This is a genomic window from Geodermatophilus sp. SYSU D00698, assembly GCF_054050335.1.
The window spans coordinates 86460-102089 of sequence record NZ_JBJGZD010000004.1 but is presented as its reverse complement, the minus strand read 5'-3'; the positions used below and the strand labels follow the sequence as shown (position 1 = coordinate 102089).

Annotated in this window: 17 protein-coding genes; 3 read left to right on the top strand and 14 right to left on the bottom strand. The window is 74.5% G+C overall.

Translation table 11 applies throughout. The annotated features are described in order from the left end of the window. Window positions 1-115 precede the first annotated feature (115 nt). Window positions 116-709: a hypothetical protein gene (locus ACI8AB_RS05290; RefSeq protein WP_456949225.1), complete on the bottom strand. Its 594-nt coding sequence runs from the start codon at window positions 707-709 to the stop codon at window positions 116-118. A gap of 176 nt (window positions 710-885) precedes the next feature. Between ACI8AB_RS05290 and ACI8AB_RS05285 the strand changes: the two genes are divergently transcribed. The 3 genes from ACI8AB_RS05285 to ACI8AB_RS05275 all read left to right on the top strand — a co-directional run bounded on the left by ACI8AB_RS05285 (window position 886) and on the right by ACI8AB_RS05275 (window position 2940). Next, window positions 886-1188: a hypothetical protein gene (locus ACI8AB_RS05285; protein WP_456949224.1), complete on the top strand. Its 303-nt coding sequence runs from the start codon at window positions 886-888 to the stop codon at window positions 1186-1188. Window positions 1189-1413: 225 nt separating this feature from the next. Continuing rightward, window positions 1414-2187: a HupE/UreJ family protein gene (locus ACI8AB_RS05280; protein WP_456949223.1), complete on the top strand. Its 774-nt coding sequence runs from the start codon at window positions 1414-1416 to the stop codon at window positions 2185-2187. A gap of 99 nt (window positions 2188-2286) precedes the next feature. Then, window positions 2287-2940, top strand: a complete 654-nt coding sequence (locus ACI8AB_RS05275) for an ATP-binding protein (protein ID WP_456949222.1) — start codon at window positions 2287-2289, stop codon at window positions 2938-2940. Between the two features lie 34 nt (window positions 2941-2974). Here ACI8AB_RS05275 and ACI8AB_RS05270 read toward each other — a convergent pair whose 3' ends face one another. From ACI8AB_RS05270 to ACI8AB_RS05210, 13 genes are all read right to left on the bottom strand, one after another. Next, window positions 2975-3352 (bottom strand): amphi-Trp domain-containing protein, encoded by a 378-nt coding sequence (locus tag ACI8AB_RS05270; protein WP_456949221.1) that lies wholly within the window; start codon window positions 3350-3352, stop codon window positions 2975-2977. 434 nt (window positions 3353-3786) lie between these two features. Further along, complete coding sequence (locus tag ACI8AB_RS05265; RefSeq protein WP_456949220.1) at window positions 3787-4896, bottom strand: FAD-dependent monooxygenase; 1110 nt, start codon at window positions 4894-4896, stop codon at window positions 3787-3789. Next, on the bottom strand, window positions 4893-6158 hold the full coding sequence (locus ACI8AB_RS05260) for an ROK family protein (RefSeq protein WP_456949219.1): 1266 nt from the start codon (window positions 6156-6158) through the stop codon (window positions 4893-4895). Before ACI8AB_RS05260 ends, ACI8AB_RS05265 begins: the two co-directional genes overlap by 4 nt. Before the next feature lie 26 nt (window positions 6159-6184). Next, window positions 6185-7102 carry a ThuA domain-containing protein gene (locus tag ACI8AB_RS05255; protein ID WP_456949218.1) on the bottom strand — a complete coding sequence of 306 codons (918 nt, stop codon included), beginning with the start codon at window positions 7100-7102 and terminating at the stop codon, window positions 6185-6187. Next, window positions 7099-7875, bottom strand: a complete 777-nt coding sequence (locus ACI8AB_RS05250; RefSeq protein WP_456949217.1) for a TIM barrel protein — start codon at window positions 7873-7875, stop codon at window positions 7099-7101. Before ACI8AB_RS05250 ends, ACI8AB_RS05255 begins: the two co-directional genes overlap by 4 nt. A 1-nt stretch (window position 7876) precedes the next feature. Next, on the bottom strand, window positions 7877-8935 hold the full coding sequence (locus ACI8AB_RS05245) for a sugar phosphate isomerase/epimerase family protein (RefSeq protein ID WP_456949216.1): 1059 nt from the start codon (window positions 8933-8935) through the stop codon (window positions 7877-7879). Then, window positions 8932-9342, bottom strand: coding sequence for a C-glycoside deglycosidase beta subunit domain-containing protein (locus tag ACI8AB_RS05240; RefSeq protein ID WP_456949215.1), 411 nt, complete (start codon window positions 9340-9342; stop codon window positions 8932-8934). Before ACI8AB_RS05240 ends, ACI8AB_RS05245 begins: the two co-directional genes overlap by 4 nt. Next, window positions 9342-10334: a sugar phosphate isomerase/epimerase family protein gene (locus tag ACI8AB_RS05235; RefSeq protein WP_456949214.1), complete on the bottom strand. Its 993-nt coding sequence runs from the start codon at window positions 10332-10334 to the stop codon at window positions 9342-9344. The genes ACI8AB_RS05240 and ACI8AB_RS05235 overlap by 1 nt, the downstream gene beginning before the upstream one ends. After that, window positions 10331-11296 (bottom strand): sugar phosphate isomerase/epimerase family protein, encoded by a 966-nt coding sequence (locus tag ACI8AB_RS05230; protein WP_456949213.1) that lies wholly within the window; start codon window positions 11294-11296, stop codon window positions 10331-10333. Before ACI8AB_RS05230 ends, ACI8AB_RS05235 begins: the two co-directional genes overlap by 4 nt. Then, entirely contained in the window at window positions 11293-12267 is a 975-nt protein-coding gene (locus ACI8AB_RS05225; RefSeq protein ID WP_456949212.1) for a sugar phosphate isomerase/epimerase family protein, read from the bottom strand. The genes ACI8AB_RS05230 and ACI8AB_RS05225 overlap by 4 nt, the downstream gene beginning before the upstream one ends. Beyond that, the gene (locus ACI8AB_RS05220; protein ID WP_387988107.1) at window positions 12264-13232 is read right to left on the bottom strand and encodes a sugar phosphate isomerase/epimerase family protein; all 969 of its coding nucleotides are present in this window, start codon (window positions 13230-13232) and stop codon (window positions 12264-12266) included. The genes ACI8AB_RS05225 and ACI8AB_RS05220 overlap by 4 nt, the downstream gene beginning before the upstream one ends. Window positions 13233-13340: 108 nt before the next feature. Beyond that, entirely contained in the window at window positions 13341-14810 is a 1470-nt protein-coding gene (locus ACI8AB_RS05215) for an MFS transporter (protein WP_456949211.1), read from the bottom strand. Continuing rightward, on the bottom strand, window positions 14810-15592 hold the full coding sequence (locus ACI8AB_RS05210; protein WP_456949210.1) for a nuclear transport factor 2 family protein: 783 nt from the start codon (window positions 15590-15592) through the stop codon (window positions 14810-14812). Before ACI8AB_RS05210 ends, ACI8AB_RS05215 begins: the two co-directional genes overlap by 1 nt. Between the last annotated feature and the right edge of the window lie 38 nt (window positions 15593-15630).

Here is a 15630-nt window from a genome sequence, read left to right as displayed (position 1 = left end):
ACCGCGGGGGGCAGGGGCGCGGCGCCGTCACACGGGCAACTGCCCGCCGGCCCGCGGAGTTCCACGGGACGGGGGCCACGGACGTCCCGCGGCCCCCGTCGCGTCGTGGGGGGGCTCAGGCGGCCAGGCCGGGGAAGGTCGGCGTCGCCTCCTCGCCGTCCCAGTGCACGCGGAAGGAGAACGCCTCCTCGAGCGCGGCGCGGTACTGCTCGGCCTCGTCCCCGGTGATCCCGCCCGAGGCCAGGACCGTGTCGACGGCCGGGCTCCAGGACTCGACCAGCGCGTCGACGAGGTCCTGCGGGTCGAGGCCGAGGTCCTCGGCGACGGCGGCCAGGTTCTGCCCGGCGTCCATGCGCACGTGCAGCTCGTCGTGGCTGATGGTGAGGACCTCGTCGAGCACGTCCTCGACGGGCTGGTGCCCGCGGTGCAGGCCCAGGCCGGCGTCGCCGTAGGCCTCCTGGACCAGCTCGACCAGCTGCTCCTCGGTGGTGACGGAGGAGACGTCGACGCCGCCGGGGCCACCGCCCTCGGCACCACCGCCCGGGGAGCCGGGATCCGTGCCGGTGCCGGTGCCGGTGTCGGTGTCGGTCGTGCTCGTGCTGCCGGTGCCGCTGCCCGTGGTGGCGGCCTCGGCGGTCGTGCCGCAGGCGGCGGCGACGGGGACGACGGCGGCGAGGAGGACGGCGGCGACGGTCGTGCGGAGCGTCATCGGGGGCTTCTCTCGATCGAGGGGGGAGTCGGTCGGGCTCCACCGTGGGCGGGCCGTCTCCGGGGGACCTGGACGACCGCTGCGAGGACGCTGTGAGAGGGGATGGTTGCCTTCGGTGACGACCCGCCAGCCGACGTGCAGGGACCTCCCAGGGACGCCCGGCACGGTCGGGCGCCGTGGCCTCCCTCCTCCGCCGTCGCACGCTCGCCGCCGGCGCCGTCCTGACCGGGAGCCTCACGGCCGGTCTCGTCCTGCTCACCCCCGCCGTCGCCGGCGCGCACGGCCTGGACAGCAGCACGCTGTCGGTCCGCGTGGGCGAGGACTCGGTGGACGCCACCGTGACCGTCGCGCTCGAGACGCTGGACCGGGCACTGGGCACCGACCACTCGAGCGCCACCGACGTCGGGTCCTACGCCGGGGCGGTCGCCGCGTACGTCGACGAGCACCTGACCGTGACCGGCGCCGACGGGACGGCGTGAGCCGAGACGTACACCGACGTCGTCCGGGAGACGGTCGAGGGCATCGACTCGCTCGGCGTCGAGGTCGCGCTCGACCCCGGCGGCGCCGACCCGTCGGCGTTCACGCTCGCCTACGACGGGATCATCGAGGCCGACCCGGCGCACGAGGCCGTCGTCGTCCTCACCGACGCCGCCGGGGACGTCTCCACCGCCGGCGTTCTCACCGCCTCCGACGGCACCCTGCAGGTGGGGGACGTCGCCTCCCCCGGCCTGGTCGACGTGGTCGGGTACGGCCTGCACCACGTGCTCGAGGGCGCCGACCACCTGCTGTTCCTGCTCACCCTGCTGCTGGTCGCGCCGCTGGTCGCGGTCGGCGGGCGGTGGCGGCGGCGGGAGGGCCCGGTGCCGACGCTGCGCCGGGTGCTCGCGGTCGTCACGGCCTTCACCGTGGGCCACTCGCTGACGCTGGTCGCGTCCGCGCTGGGCTGGGTGTCGGTGCCCGGGGCGCCGGTCGAGGTCCTCATCGCCGTCTCGGTCGGGGTGGCGGCCGTGCACGCGGCCCGGCCGCTGGCCCGCCGCGGGGAGGTGCTGGTCGCCGGCGGCTTCGGGCTGGTGCACGGGCTGGCCTTCGCGGGCATCCTCACCGGCCTCGGCCTGGACGGCTCGGCGTCGGTGCCCGCGCTGCTGGCGTTCAACGCGGGCGTGGAGCTCGCCCAGCTGCTCACCGTGGCGCTGGTCTCCCCGTCGCTGTACGTGGTGTCCCGGACCCGCTGGTACCCGGCGCTGCGCCTGACCGGCGCGGCCGTGGCGCTGGCCGCCGCCACCGGTTGGGCGCTGGACCGGCTCGGCCTGCTCGCGAACCCGCTGGCCGGGGCGGAGGAGGCCGTCGTCGCCCACCCCTGGTCCGCGGTCGCCGGGCTCGCGCTCGTGGCCGCCGGCTGCTGGGCGGCCGACCGCCACCGCCCGGCGGGTCCCGCGGGTCCGGCGCGGGACGTGGTGCCGGTCCCGTCGGCCCGCTGAGGCGCCCGCACCCCCGGTGCGTGGGCGGGCCGCGCCGTGGGTACGCGGGGACCCACACGAAACCGGTACAGCAAGGCCCGACGCCCGGGGACGGGACGCATGGACGGGTCGACGTGGGCGCGGCACCCGCCGCCCGCCCCGAGCACCCGGGCCGCCACGGTGTGGCGCGGGCAGCTGCGCAGTGCCGCCGAGCTGACGCGGATGCGGATGCGGCTGCGCGGGGCGCTCGCCGCCGACGGGCTGCCCGACGCCACCAGGGAGCGGCTGCTGCTCGCGGTCGAGGAGCTGGCGTCCAACGGCCTGCGGCACGGGCGACCACCGGTGACCGTCGCCGTGACCGTCGACGGCGGCTGGCTGGTCGAGGTGTCCGACGCGGCCTGCGACCGCCCGCCGCTCCCGGCGCCGGACCGGGACGCGGCGCGCGGCGGCATGGGGCTGCCGATGGTGGCCCGGCTGTCGGCCGCGCACGGCTGGGAGGCCGCCGGCGACCGGAAGACCGTCTGGGCGTGGCTCGGCTCCCCGCCGCCCCCGGTGCTGCTGCCGCCCGAGCGCGTGCTGCGGGCCACCCAGCGGGCCCGCGACCTCGGCCGGCTCCTCGCCGACACCGACACCCGGATCGCCGCGACCTTCGACCGGCTGACCGCCGAGGCGGTGGAGCGCGGCCGGGCCGACCGCGCCGCCAGCTACCGCACGGTCGCCCGGGTCATCCGGCGCCACGCGGCGCAGGGCCGGCGGGCCGCCCGCCGGCCCTGACCCGCCGCCCGCGCCGACCGCACCGACCGCGCGGTCAGGCCGGCGACGGGCGGCGTTTCTCCGGCTTCGTCCGGGTCTCCGGTGCACTCCGCGGCGCGGGAGGAGCCGGCTCCGCCCAGCTCTCCGCGGCGGTCGGCACCTCCTCGTCCGCGCGGTCCTGCTGCGCGGCGGAGGCCGTGCCGCGCGAGGTCGGCCACTTCAGCTCCAGCTCCAGCTCGATCTCGTCGCCGTCGACCTCCACCTCCAGCTCGCAGCGGAGCCGGTCGCCGACCGACAGCTCGACGGTGCTGGTCCCCAGCCGGACGGCGACCTCGCCGTCGTCGGACTCCAGCCCCTCCGCCAGCGACCGGAGGAGGCGGGCGACCTCCGGGCGGCTGAGCGTCAGTTCCTGCTCGATCTTCACGTCCGCCACGGCCCTCTCCGTCCTCTCGGGCGCGCCGCACGGTGCACCGCACCTGCCGACCACGGTGGCACGGCGGGCCGGCGGCGTCGACGGTCCCGGGACCCGGCATCCGGACGATCCGGTCCCCCATCCCTCCGGGATGAGTCCGGCGTGACGACCGCAGCGGGACCGTGTCGGGCATGGACGCAGCAGTGCGTACGACCCCTCGCAGGAGCGACTCCAGGATCACGGGGTGGCACCGGGACGCGGCGCGCTTCCTCGCCGGCTGCATCGGCACCGGAGCCGTGCTCGGGGCCGCGGTGGCCGCCGTGCGGGCACCGCACGACTGAGGCGGCGGGCGCCGGGGTGGTCCGCCGGCCGGGGTCGTCCCGACGGACGGGATGTCGCCGGACAGGGACCGCAGGGCGGGACGCCGACGCTCGTGCGCGGGCTGCGGGTGCCGGTCAGAGGGGCCGGGCGAGCTCGGCCAGGACCCGTCCGGTCAGGCGTCCCGGGAGCGCCGGGTCGGCGGGTGGGTGCTGCTCCCACTCCCCCAGCCGCACGGAGGTCTCGACGACCAGCCGGCAGCGGTCGAACCGCCGCTCACCGAACCCGAGCAGGACGGCCGGCACGTCGTCGTCCCCGGCCAGCACGTCGGCGAGGACGACGGAGTCCTCGATCGCCAGGCCGACGCCGTAGGCCATCTGCGGCGTGGTGGTGTGGACGGCGTCCCCGATCAGCACCGTCCGGCCGCGGGACCACGGCAGCGGGACGAGCAGCGACTGCAGCGAGCGCACGTCGACGTCGTCCACGCGGTCCGCGACCAGCGGCACCGCGCCGCCGAAGGGACGCAGGCGCTCGCGGAGGGCGGCGGCCAGCCGGTCGGGGTGCGGGCGCTCCGCGCCGCGGTCGGGCTCCAGCAGCCAGACGTAGAGCGAGGAGTCCGACACCGGGACGACGCCGACCTTCCCCCGCTCCGGACCCCCGTCGAGCATCGAGTACCGCGTCACCTCGGGTGGCCGCGGGGCCGGCGCGCGCCAGATCAGCTGCCCGTTCGGCCGGGGGCCGGGCGCGGCCGGCAGGACCAGGGCCCGGGTGCGCGAGTGCAGCCCGTCCGCGCCGACGACCACGTCGACGACCTCGGTCGCACCGTCGGAGAGCCGGACCTCGACCCGGTCCCCCCGGTCCTCGAGGGCGGCCACGGTCGTCGCCGGCCGCAGGTCCGTGCCCGAGGCGGTCACCGCGGCGAGCAGGACCTCGCCGAGCGCCGCCCGCGAGATGGCCACCGAGGCCGGGCGCCCCTCGAGCAGGGACGGCGGCCTCAGCACCGTCCGCACCGTGCCGCTCGCGTCGCACAGGTCGAGCTCCTCGTGCGCGCGGCCGCGCTCGAGGCAGGCCTCGAGCAGCCCGAGGGAGTCCAGCGCCCGCAGCGGCGCGCTCTGCAGGAGCAGCCCCGGACCCGACGGGCGGATCACCGGGTGCGCCTCCACCAGCACCACGTCGGCGCCCCGGCCGGCCAGGGCGACCGCGGCCGTGCACCCGGCCGGTCCGGCGCCGACGACCAGGGCCCTCACGTCGCCGCCTGCAGTCGCGGCGCCGCGGTCCGGGGCGATCCGGCGCCCAGCCACAGCGGCATCACCGACGGCCGGAACAGCGCGTCGACGACGAGCAGCGCGCCGCCGGTCGTCCCCTCGCGCGGGTCGAGGGAGGAGGTGCGGACGGTCAGGGCGCGGGCGGCCAGCTCGATGGCGCCGTCGTACACCGCGCGCTCGAACTCCGCGAAGAACTGCGGACCGGACCGCAGCACGCCACCGCCGAGGACGAGGGTGCCCGGGTTGGCGAAGTTCACGATGCCGGCCACCGCGGTGCCGGTGACGCGCCCCGCCCGGGCCACCGCGGCCCGGGCGGCCTCGTCGCCGGCGGCGGTGGCGGCACCGATGTCCTCCCCGGTGATCCGCCCGGTGCGCGCCAGGCACTCGGCCAGCACCGGGCTGCGGCCGGCCCGCGCCTCCCCGGTCAGCCGCCGGACCAGCGCCCAGCCGCCGGCGACCGCCTCCAGGCACCCGGTCTTCCCGCACCGGCAGACCGCGGACGGGTCGTCGGTCACCCGCACGTGGCCGATGTCGCCGGCGGCACCGCTGTCCCCCCGGTGCAGCCGCCCACCCGTGACCAGGGCACTGCCGATGCCGGTGGCCACCTTGACGAACAGCAGGTCGCGGCGCTCGCGGGGTGTGCCGCGTTCCCACTCCCCCAGCGCCATGAGGTTGACCTGATTGTCGACCCAGACCGGCGCGTCGTACCGGACGCCGAACCGGGTCCGGACGTCGGCGCCGTCCCAGCCCGGCATCATCGGCGGGGCGATGACCCGGCCGGTCGCGACGTCGACCGGCCCGGGGAGGCCGACGGCCACCCCCCACACCAGCCGCTGCGGCACCGCGGCCAGCAGGTCCCCGAACAGCGCCTCGACCCGGGACAGGACGCGCTCGGGTCCGTCGCGGACGTCGATCCGCTCGAACCGGTGGGCGAGTCCGGTGCCGGCGAGGTCGCTGACCGCCGCGTGCAGGGACACCGCCCCCAGGGACGCCGAGAGCACCAGGCCGGCCTCGGTGCGCAGCCGCACCGCCCGTGACGGGCGGCCCCGGCTGCCGGTGGCGAGGGGGTCGACCTCCGCGAGCACGCCGAGGTCGACCCCCTCGCGCAGCCGGTCGTTGACGACGGTCCGGCCCAGCCCGGTCACCGCCTCGAGCTCCGGCCGGGTGACCGCGACGCCGGTGCGGACGAGGTCGACGATCTGCGCGAGGACGAGGACGTCGCGCGCCGACGGCGGCCGGGTCACGGGCCCTCCTGGAGGGGGACGACGGGTCAGTGGCGGGCGGCGGCCGCGGCCGCGGGGGTGGCCCGGTCGAACCGCGACGGGTCACCGGCGTAGTAGGGCCACACCCGCCACCGCGCCGCGCCGGTCCGCTCGGGCGGTCCGAGTGTGACCTGCCCGGTGGCCGCCCACTCGGCGCCGCGCACGAGCAGCGTCATGAAGGGGACCTTGCGGAAGGTGTCCCAGTCGTGCCCGAGGACGATGCTCACGCTCCGCCCCGCACCCCACTCGTTGGCCCACGCCAGGGGCTGGTCGGTGTCCATGCCGGGCAGGTCCTCGATCCCGCCGGGCGGGATGTCCACCGGGGTGTGCGCGTTCGGCCAGCCGGCCCGCCGGTAGGTCGCCACGTCGTCGAACACGGTGAGCAGGACCGTCGCCGACGGGTCCATCCGCGCGCCGGTCAGCACGTCGTCGTTGACCACGGACCACTCCGCGGGCAGGCCCTCGGTGATGGCGTGGCGCGGCTCCGGGAACCGGACGGTCACCTCCGCCTGGGGGCGGGGGCGCAGGCCCGTGGTCCTGCTGAGCGTGGCCCCCCGCATCCGGTCGAACTCCTCGGGCCAGCCCCACTCCGGCTCCTGCACGGAGGAGCCGTGGAACCACAGCACCCCGCGGCCCTCGTCGCGGACGAAGCGGATCAGCGCCTGCTCGGTGGTGTCCCCGAGCCGCTCGGCCGGCGAGTGGTAGTCGTCGCGGCCCTCGTACACGACCAGGACGACGTCGAAGCGGTCGAGCAGTTCGTCGCCGACGCCGCGGAACTCCTCGAGCACCCGGACGCGGAACCGGCCGGTCGACTCCAGCAGCGCCGTCAGCATGCCGGTGTGGTGCCGGAAGCTGCGGTGCTCGTTGTCGTGCTCGACGGTGACCCGGCCGGTCGCGATGAGGACGTCGAGCTTGTCCCCGCTCACGCCTGCGCCGCGACCGACCGGATGTACTCGACCGACCTCGTGGTCTCGACGGTCGGGAAGTACTCGAGACCGATCGGGCCGTCGTAACCGGAGGCGCGCAGGACGGCCAGCTGGGCGGGCCAGTCGACGGCGCCGCTGCCGGGCTCGCCCCGGCCCGGCGCGTCGGCGAGCTGCACGTACTTGACGTGGCCCGCGGCGTTCGCCAGCTCGGTCGCCGGGTCCTCGCCCTGGGCGATCGAGTGGTAGAGGTCGTAGAGGATCCCGAACCGGTCGCTGCCGATGGCGCGAGCGACGTGCACGGCGTCCTCGGTGCGGTCGGTGAGCGCGCCCGGGTGGTCCACCCGGGAGTTGACCGGCTCGAGGACGAAGTCGACACCCGAGTCGCTGTGCCGCTCCACCGCCTCCCCGTACATGTCGATGATCACCTGGTGGTTCCGCTGCCGGTTCATGCCCGGGAAACCCACGCCCGAGGCGAGCACCACGCGCGGGCAGCCGAGGAGCTTCGCGTGCTCGACGGCGACGTCCAGTCCCTCGTGGGCCGGCGCGAGGTCGGTGCCCGGGAAGGTGAAGCCCATCCGCGGGCCGGCGAGCAGCGAGGTCAGCTGCACGCCGGTGTCGGCCAGCGCCTTGCTCAGCGAGTCGAGGTCCTTGTCGGTGGAGAACCACATCTCGACGGCGTCGAACCCGGCGGCCGCGGCGGCGCGGACCCGGTCGCCGGCGTCGGCACCGGCCTCGGTGAAGAGCAGTTCGATGTTGGCGGAGAGCTGGTACACGTCAGGAGTCCTTCTCGGAGAGGGCGGCCGTGATCGACCGGCGGATGAGGTCGTGCTGCTTGCGGACGAGGTCGACCGGGTCGGCCTCGTCGAGGTCGGCGAAGGCGTGGCCCTCCCACTCGCTGGAGAAGAAGCCCGAGTACCCGCCGCGGACGAACTCGCGCACGATCGCCGGGTAGTCGATGGCCGGCTCGTCGCCGTGCTCGTCGATGTCGTAGAACTTGGCGTGCACGTGCGTGATCTGCGGCATGATGTCGGCCCACTCGGCGGGGTCGACGTGTCCGTGCATGTTGAACGCCAGCCGGGCGAAGGAGCCGAGCGACTCCGGGGCGGTGCCGCGGGAGTGCAGGTACTCGACGAACTCCCCGTGGCGGGCGTCGATGTCCGCGTCGGTGGCCCAGATCCGCTGCAGCTCGTCGAGGTCCTGCTGCGCCAGGCCCATCCTCCCGAGCTTGCGCAGGATCGTCGGCGACATGGCGCGCATGGTGGAGCTGAAGTCGGCGACGAAGCCCAGCCGCTCCGAGCCGATCTCCGCGTACGTCTCGCGGATCTCCAGGACCTTCGGCGAGTTCGGCCCGAGCGGGGCGTGCAGCTCCCAGCCCATGGTGAGGTCGAGCTCCTCGGCCACCGGCAGCAGCCGGCGGATGAGCTCCGGCTTCGCGCTCTGGATGCGCACCAGCGGGAAGCCGAGCGCGTGCGCGCTGCGGAACTGGGCGACGGTGAACTCGAACTCCTCGTCCGGCGTCATGTCCCGGTCGCGGCGGCGGCCCGTGTCGAGGTTGCAGCCGAACGAGCTGGGCAGGAAGCCGTGCCGGTCGAACGCGTCCCGCCAGTCCCGGACGAACTCCGGCGTCACCTCCGGGTAGGTGCGGATCGTCTGGGAGGCGACGATCTCGATCCCGGGGCCGATGCCCGCGGCGTCGACGACGTCGAGCAGGCCGGCCAGGTCGTAGCGGCCGGCGGCCCACTCGCCGGTCAGCGAGTAGAGCGTGAGCCCGAGCGTGATGCCGCTGCCCGGCACGGCGGGCTCCGCGGCACGCGCGGGAGCGGTGGCGGTCATCGGGCGGCTCCGTGCGCGGTCAGGGAACGGCGGTCGCGGGCGTGGTTGGTGACGTACGTCGTCGGCGCGATCTGCATGTAGGGCAGCCGCAGGTCGACGGTCACCTCGACGTCGACCTCCTGCCCCTCGGCCGGCGGCTCGTCGAGCGGGACGACGACCACGAGCCGGTCCTGGACGAACCAGAGGACGTCCCACTGCTCCCGGAGCTCGCCGACCCCGAAGACCCGCTCCCCCAGCTCGACCCGCAGGTCGTCCTCCGGGACCGCGCGGCCCTCGACGGAGACCGCGATGTCGCTGACGCTGGACAGCCAGAGGCTGCGGTACCAGGGCAGGGTGAGCGCGATGCCGAGGCCCTCCGGCCGCCGGACCAGGCTGTCGGCGGTGAGGACGGTGTCGCCGGTGGCCATCAGGAGACCCCCTCCGGTGTGGCGCCCTCCACGAGCGGCCGCAGCTCGCGCTGCACGAGGTAGCCGGCGAGCAGGGCGCTCGCGGCCGGGTGCGGGCTCTGGTCGCTCTCCACGACGATCCAGCCGGAGTACCGCGCCGCCAGGAGCGCGCGGGTGACCGCGGCGAAGTCGACGAGGCCGCCGTCCACGCCCGGCTCCCCGAACCAGCGGGGCACCTCGCGGACGCCGCCGCGGGCCCGGACCGTGTACTCGGCGGCCGGCTGCAGGTACTCCTCCTCGGCGTCGACGGCGAGGGCGTCCTTGAACTGGACGTGCCGGATCCGGTCGCCGTGCTGCTCGATCACCCGGACCGAGTCCACCCCGGCGACGGCGTCCTCGCCGGTGTCCACGGCGAGGCCGACCAGGTCGGGGTCGGTGCGTGCCAGCAGCCGCTCGAGGGCGTCGCCGCGGCGCAGCGCGGACAGGAAGTCCACGTGCAGCGCCGTCTCGACGCCGTGCTGCCGGGTGGTCCGGGCGACCCGCTCCCAGCAGGCGGCCAGCCGGCCGATCGCGTCGTCGTCGAGGGGCTCCGCCGCCCCGGCCGACGGTGCCGGCCGGACGAGCAGGACCGATCCGCCGAGCTCGGCGAGGGCCGCGGCGAACTCGCCCGCCCGCTCGGCCAGGGCGGGGGCGTCGTCCGCCGACAGCGGCGACAGCGGGCCGGTCAGGTGCTCCGTCGAGCGCTGCATGGGGTCCCACGCCCAGCTGGAGACGCAGTCGACGGCGCAGTCGGCGAGGAAGGCGCGGAAGCCGGCGAGGGAACCGAAGTTCGCCTCCAGCTGCTGCGGGTTGCCCAGCGGCTCCCAGCGGCCGCTGCCCGAGGTGAGCTCGACGCCCTCGAACCCGGCGATCGAGAGGGTCTTCAGCGCCCGCTCGTGCTGCTCGCGGCGGACGAAGTCGTCGAACTGGGGCTTCCACTGGTTGATCGCGTAGGACCACCGGACGCCGCTCACCGGTAGATCTCCTCGAGGACGTTCTTCGCGTACCAGCGGGAGATCGCGGTGCTCTCGGAGTAGTCGCCGCCCTCCTTGTTGGCCTTGTCGTGCTCGACGGAGATCCAGCCGCGGTACCCGTTGTCCCGGACCGCGGTCATCATCGCCTCGAAGTCGACGAGCCCGTGCGGGGTGCCCATCTCGTAGAACCACTTCCCGGTGGTCGGCGCCATGATCTCGGAGTCCGGCCGGTGCCGGTGGTCGTCCCCGGTCGCGACGTTGCGGGTGTCCTTGAAGTGGAAGCCGCTGACCCGGTGCGCGTGCCGCCGGTACAGGGCCACCGGGTCGACGCCGGCGATGCAGTGCTGCGCGGTGTCGACGAACAGCGACACGTACCGCGGGTCGGTGTGCTCGTAGAACAGCTCGATGTCCGGCTCGCTCTGGATGCCGCAGAAGAACTCGTGGTGGCAGGTGAGCCGGACGCCGTGGCTCGCGGTGATCTCGCCGACCTTGTTCCACAGCTCCGCGGTGGTCTTGATCTTGTCCGCGGTGACCGGCTCCATGTCGTAGTACAGCGTCGCCGGCATCACGATGATGTTGTCGAGCCGGATCTCCGACCAGCGGCCCATGGTCACCCGGAAGTCCTCGAGGATGTTCCCGTGGGTCTCCGGCAGGTGGGGCGCGTAGTTCCGCAGGTCGTAGTCGGCGGCGTGGAAGGTGTTGACGATCCGCTCCAGGCCGTGGTCCTGCACCATCTCCTGGTACTTCGCGGGACCGCCGTAGTCGCCGAGGATCTGCCAGATGCGGAAGTCGAAGGTGTCGATGGCGTCGAAGCCGGTCGCCTTCACCTGCTTGAGGAACGCCGACATCGTCCTGTGCGAGTGCCACTGGTCGACCGGCCCCGAGGGCCCGTTGCTGCGCCAGTGGTCCATGTAGCTCCACTTGACGCGCCGCTCGCCGGCGTCCGTCCCGGGTGCGCTCATCGCTTGACCACCCCCAGCTCGTGCTGCAGGTACCAGCTGTTGAGCATCGCCAGCTCGGCCGGGTTGCCGCCGTGGTCGCTCTCGACGACGACCCAGCCGGGGAAGTCCCGCTCGCGCAGGGCCGCGACGAAGCCGGGGACGTCGACCAGCCCGCCCTCGGTGCCCAGCTCGAAGAACCAGCGCTCGATCCGCCGTCCGGCGCCGCCCTTGAGCATCGTGCTCTCGGCCCCGGGCATGAGGTGCTCCTCGCCGGTGTCGGCGTAGCGGGTGTCCTTGAGGTGCACGTGGGTCACCCGGTCGGCGTGCTCGCGGTAGAAGGCGACCGGGTCGATGCCGCCGATCGTGAACTCGGCGGTGTCCAGGGCGAGGCCGACGGCGGCCGGGTCGGTCGCGTCGAGCAGCGCCGTCAGCTCGTCGGCGGTGTGCACGGCGCCCAGGCAGTCGTAGTGCAGCGCCAGGCCCAGGCCGGCCGCGGACGTCAGCTCGCCGATCCGGTTCCAGACGTCGCCGACGACCTTGATCCCGTCGGCGCCGAGCGGCGGGCTCATCCAGGCCGAGCCGACCGGGCGGACGACGAGCTGCTCCGCGCCGACGCCGGCGAGGAAGTCCACGAACGGCCTCGCCCACTCGACGATCGCGTCGTGGTCGTCCGGGTCCGCCGTCGAGCGGAAGGCGTACCCCTCCTCCTCCTCCGCGGGCGCCTGCGGGTCCCAGAACATGCTGGAGACGCCCCGCACCTCCGCCCGGCGCAGGAAGTCCAGGAAGCCGGCGTGGCTGCCGTGGTTGAGCAGGATGACCTCGGGGCGGCTGATGTTGTCCCAGCGGCCGGTGCCCGACGCCAGCTCGACGTGGTCGAACCCGCAGGCGGAGACGGTCTTCAGCGCGCGCTGCTGGTCCTCGTGCCGGACGAAGACGTCCAGCCGGACGTTCCACTGGTTGAGGGCGTAGGCCCAGCGCAGGGTGTCCCTCATCGCGCGCTCTCCAGTCCGCGGCGCGCCTCGGCCTCGGCCTCGGCGAGCACGTTGTCGATGTACCACTTGGCCACGGCGGTGGCCTCGGCGTAGCTGCCGCCGCCGAGCTCGGCCTTGTCGTGCTCGACGGTCAGCCAGCCGTCGTAGCCGGAGGTGACGATCTCCTTCATGAGCGTCGGGAAGTCGACCAGGCCGCCCTCGCCCATCTCGTAGAACCACCGGGTCACGTGCGGCGCCATGAGCTCCGGGTCCGGCGGCGTGCGGTAGGCCTCGTGCTCGTCGACGTTCCTGGTGTCCTTGAAGTGGAACCCGGTGCAGCGGTCCCGGTAGTCGCGGAACAGCTGGATCGGGTCGACGCCGGCGATCGTGTGCTGGGCGGTGTCGCAGAAGAAGAAGACGTACTCCGGGTCGGTGTACTCGAAGAACAGCTCGAGCTGCGGGCGGGTGCGGATGGCGCCCCAGAACTCGAAGTGGCAGGTGGTCTTCATCCCGTGCTCGAGGGTCAGCCTGCCGACCCGGTTCCACAGGTCCGCGACGACCTTGATCGTGTCGTCGGTGACCGGTTCGGTCTGCCAGTGGGTGGACGTCGGCATGACGATGAAGTTCTCGACGCCGGTCAGGCCCTCGCAGGTGCGCAGGGTGTTCGTGCAGTCGGCGACGATCCGGTCGTGCGTCTCCCGGACGTGGGGCGCGGTGTACCTCGTGGCCGACGGGTAGGCGGAGAAGATCCCGGTGATCTTCTCGAACCCGTTGTCCTGCAGGAACCGCTCGAAGCCCGGCACCGAGCCGTACATCCCGGCGAGCGCGTGCAGGTAGAAGAAGAAGGTGTCGAAGCCCGTGAAGCCCAGGGCGGACAGCTGCTTGACGTACCGGTCCATGTAGGCGCGGTTGAACGACGGGGGCTGCGGCCCCTGCGGCGTCTCCGTCACCCAGTGGTCCATGTAGGACCACTTGGTCCATGCCACGGTCGGTTCCCCTCTGCCGGAGCCCGGCGGGTCATTTATGCATGTTCCGTACAGAAATCGTGGCGACCGGTGACCTGCGGCACAAGCTCATCCGGTCGATGCCCGGCATCAGCCGGGCTGATGCCGCCCCCCGCGCCGGCCCGGCAGCGCCAGGCCGAGGAGGCAGGCGGCCAGCAGCAGGACGGTGCCGCCGAGCAGGCCGGCGGCGAACCCGCCGGTCAGGGCGGCCTCCCCGGGGTCACCGGCCGACGCCGTCCGCGCGGTCGCCAGCGCCACCAGGGCGGCGAGCCCCACGGCGCTGCCCACCTGCTTGGCCGTCGTGAGCAGGCCCGAGGCCAGGCCCGCCCGGTCGCTCCCCAGGCCGGAGGTGGCCGTCACGGTGAGCGGCAGCCCGGCGACGCCGAAGCCGGTCATCGCCAGCACCAGCGGCACGAGGACGTCCCGGGAATAGGAGCCCTCGACGTCGATGGCCGACAGCCAGACGAGCGCGGCCGCGCTCAGCAGCGTCCCCAGGAGGAACACGCCCCGCGGGCCCAGCGGGTCCAGCAGGCGGGGGGCCAGCTGCGCGCCGAGCGCGATGCCCACCGCACTCGGTGCCAGCGCGAGCCCGGCCGTCAGCGGGTCCAGGTCCCGGACCTGCTGCAGGTACAGGACAAGGAAGAACATCATCGCCGGGAGGACGCCGCCGGTCAGCGCCGCCAGGCCGTTGGCCACCGACACCGGCCGGACGCGCAGGACCGACAGCGGGACCACCGGCTGCGGCACCCGGCGTTCCACCACCACGAAGGCCGCCAGCGCGGCGACCGCACCGCCGAGGCAGGCCAGGGCCGGTCCCGACAGCCAGCCCCGCTCCTCCCCGAGGATCACCGCGGCGACGAGCAGGGCGGTCCCGGCCGTCACCGACACCGACCCCGGCAGGTCCAGGCGCCCCCGGGTGTGCCCGGGCGGCCGGCCGGCCAGCGCGCCGGCCGCCGCGACGACGAGCAGCGCCCCCAGGGGGACGTTGACGAACAGCACCCACCGCCAGCTCAGCAGGCCCGTGAGCACGCCGCCGATGACGCCCCCCAGACCGCCACCGGCGGCGGCCGCCGCGGTGAGCAGTCCGAGCGCCCGCGCCTTGGCCCGCGGGTCGGGGAACCCGGTGGTCACCAGGCTCAGCGTCGTCGGCACCAGGACCGCGCCACCCACGCCCTGCACGAAGCGCGCCGCCACCAGCTGCCAGCCCTCCTGGGCCAGACCACCGGCCAGGCTGGCCACGGAGAAGATCGCCAGCCCGGCGAGGAAGGCCCGCCGACGGCCCCAGAGGTCGCCGACCCGGCCGCCGAGCAGGAGGAAGCCGGCGAAGGTGAGCGTGTAGCTGCTCACCACCCACTGCAGGCCGGTGGCCGAGAGGCCGAGGCTCTCCTGCATCGGCGGGAGCGCGACGTTGACGATCGAGGTGTCGAGCACACAGATGAACTGCGCCGCGCACGCCACCGCGAGGACCAGCCCGGGTCGCCGGACCTCGCCGGCGCGCGCGACGCCGGGAGCGGGGGACGCCGCGGGGGCGTCCACCTGCTCCGGGGTCGCGGCGCCCACTACTTGAACGTGTCCTCGAACTCGGTGTACGGCGCCGGCGGCACCGGGTCGAGCGTCTGCGCCCGGTCGTTGGCGTACGGGTGGTAGACGGTCTCCACCGGCTCGTCGACCGGCGGCAGGAAGACGGGGACGCCGTCGTCGCCGAACCAGGCGAGCTGCGAGTCGTGGCTCTCCTGGTTGTCCTTGGCGAAGGAGATCCAGTCCCGGTTGAACGGCGCCCGGGCGACCTCGTAGCAGCGGAAGTGCCAGATCCGCCACTCGCCGTCCTGCTTGACGAAGTCGACGCCGTACTTGCACCACACCCAGTGCGCCCACACCGGCTTGCCGTCGACCTCCCCGCCGGAGAAGACCCACGGCGGGACGCTCTCGGCGACCTCCGGGTCCATGAGCCCGGACTCCAGGCCGGCCATGATCCAGATGCCCTTGGCGGTCTGCCCGTCGGCGCCGACCTCGATGACCGGGGTGGTCGCGTAGTGGAACAGCAGCTTGCCGACCGGGCGCGGGCGGCCGCGGTGGTAGGCGGTCACCGACTCGTAGGTCGTGTAGCGGCCGACGTTGTTGTAGCGGGACCACATGCCGGGGGTGCCCGGCTTCGCCCAGAGCTCGGCGATGATCCGCTCGTCCTCGTAGGCGTTGTGGTAGTGCATGTAGCGGTTGAAGACGTTGTCCACCGCGCCGCGGTCGGCGGCGCGGGTGGCCTCCCGCCGTGTCTGCTCCAGCTGCTCCTGCAGCTCGTCGACGCGTCGGGCGAGTGCCTCGACGGAGGTCTCCGTGGTCGTCATGCCGGCTCCTGTCCTGGGGGGTCGTCGGGGTCGTCGGG

Coding starts and splice junctions, on each gene's coding strand:
- ACI8AB_RS05275 (WP_456949222.1), top strand. CDS start 2,287: ATGGACGGGTCGACGTGGGCGCGGCACCCGCCGCCCGCCCCGAGCACC.
- ACI8AB_RS05245 (WP_456949216.1), bottom strand. CDS start 8,935: ATGACCGCCACCGCTCCCGCGCGTGCCGCGGAGCCCGCCGTGCCGGGC.
- ACI8AB_RS05210 (WP_456949210.1), bottom strand. CDS start 15,592: ATGACGACCACGGAGACCTCCGTCGAGGCACTCGCCCGACGCGTCGAC.
- ACI8AB_RS05290 (WP_456949225.1), bottom strand. CDS start 709: ATGACGCTCCGCACGACCGTCGCCGCCGTCCTCCTCGCCGCCGTCGTC.
- ACI8AB_RS05225 (WP_456949212.1), bottom strand. CDS start 12,267: ATGAGGGACACCCTGCGCTGGGCCTACGCCCTCAACCAGTGGAACGTC.
- ACI8AB_RS05240 (WP_456949215.1), bottom strand. CDS start 9,342: ATGGCCACCGGCGACACCGTCCTCACCGCCGACAGCCTGGTCCGGCGG.
- ACI8AB_RS05230 (WP_456949213.1), bottom strand. CDS start 11,296: ATGAGCGCACCCGGGACGGACGCCGGCGAGCGGCGCGTCAAGTGGAGC.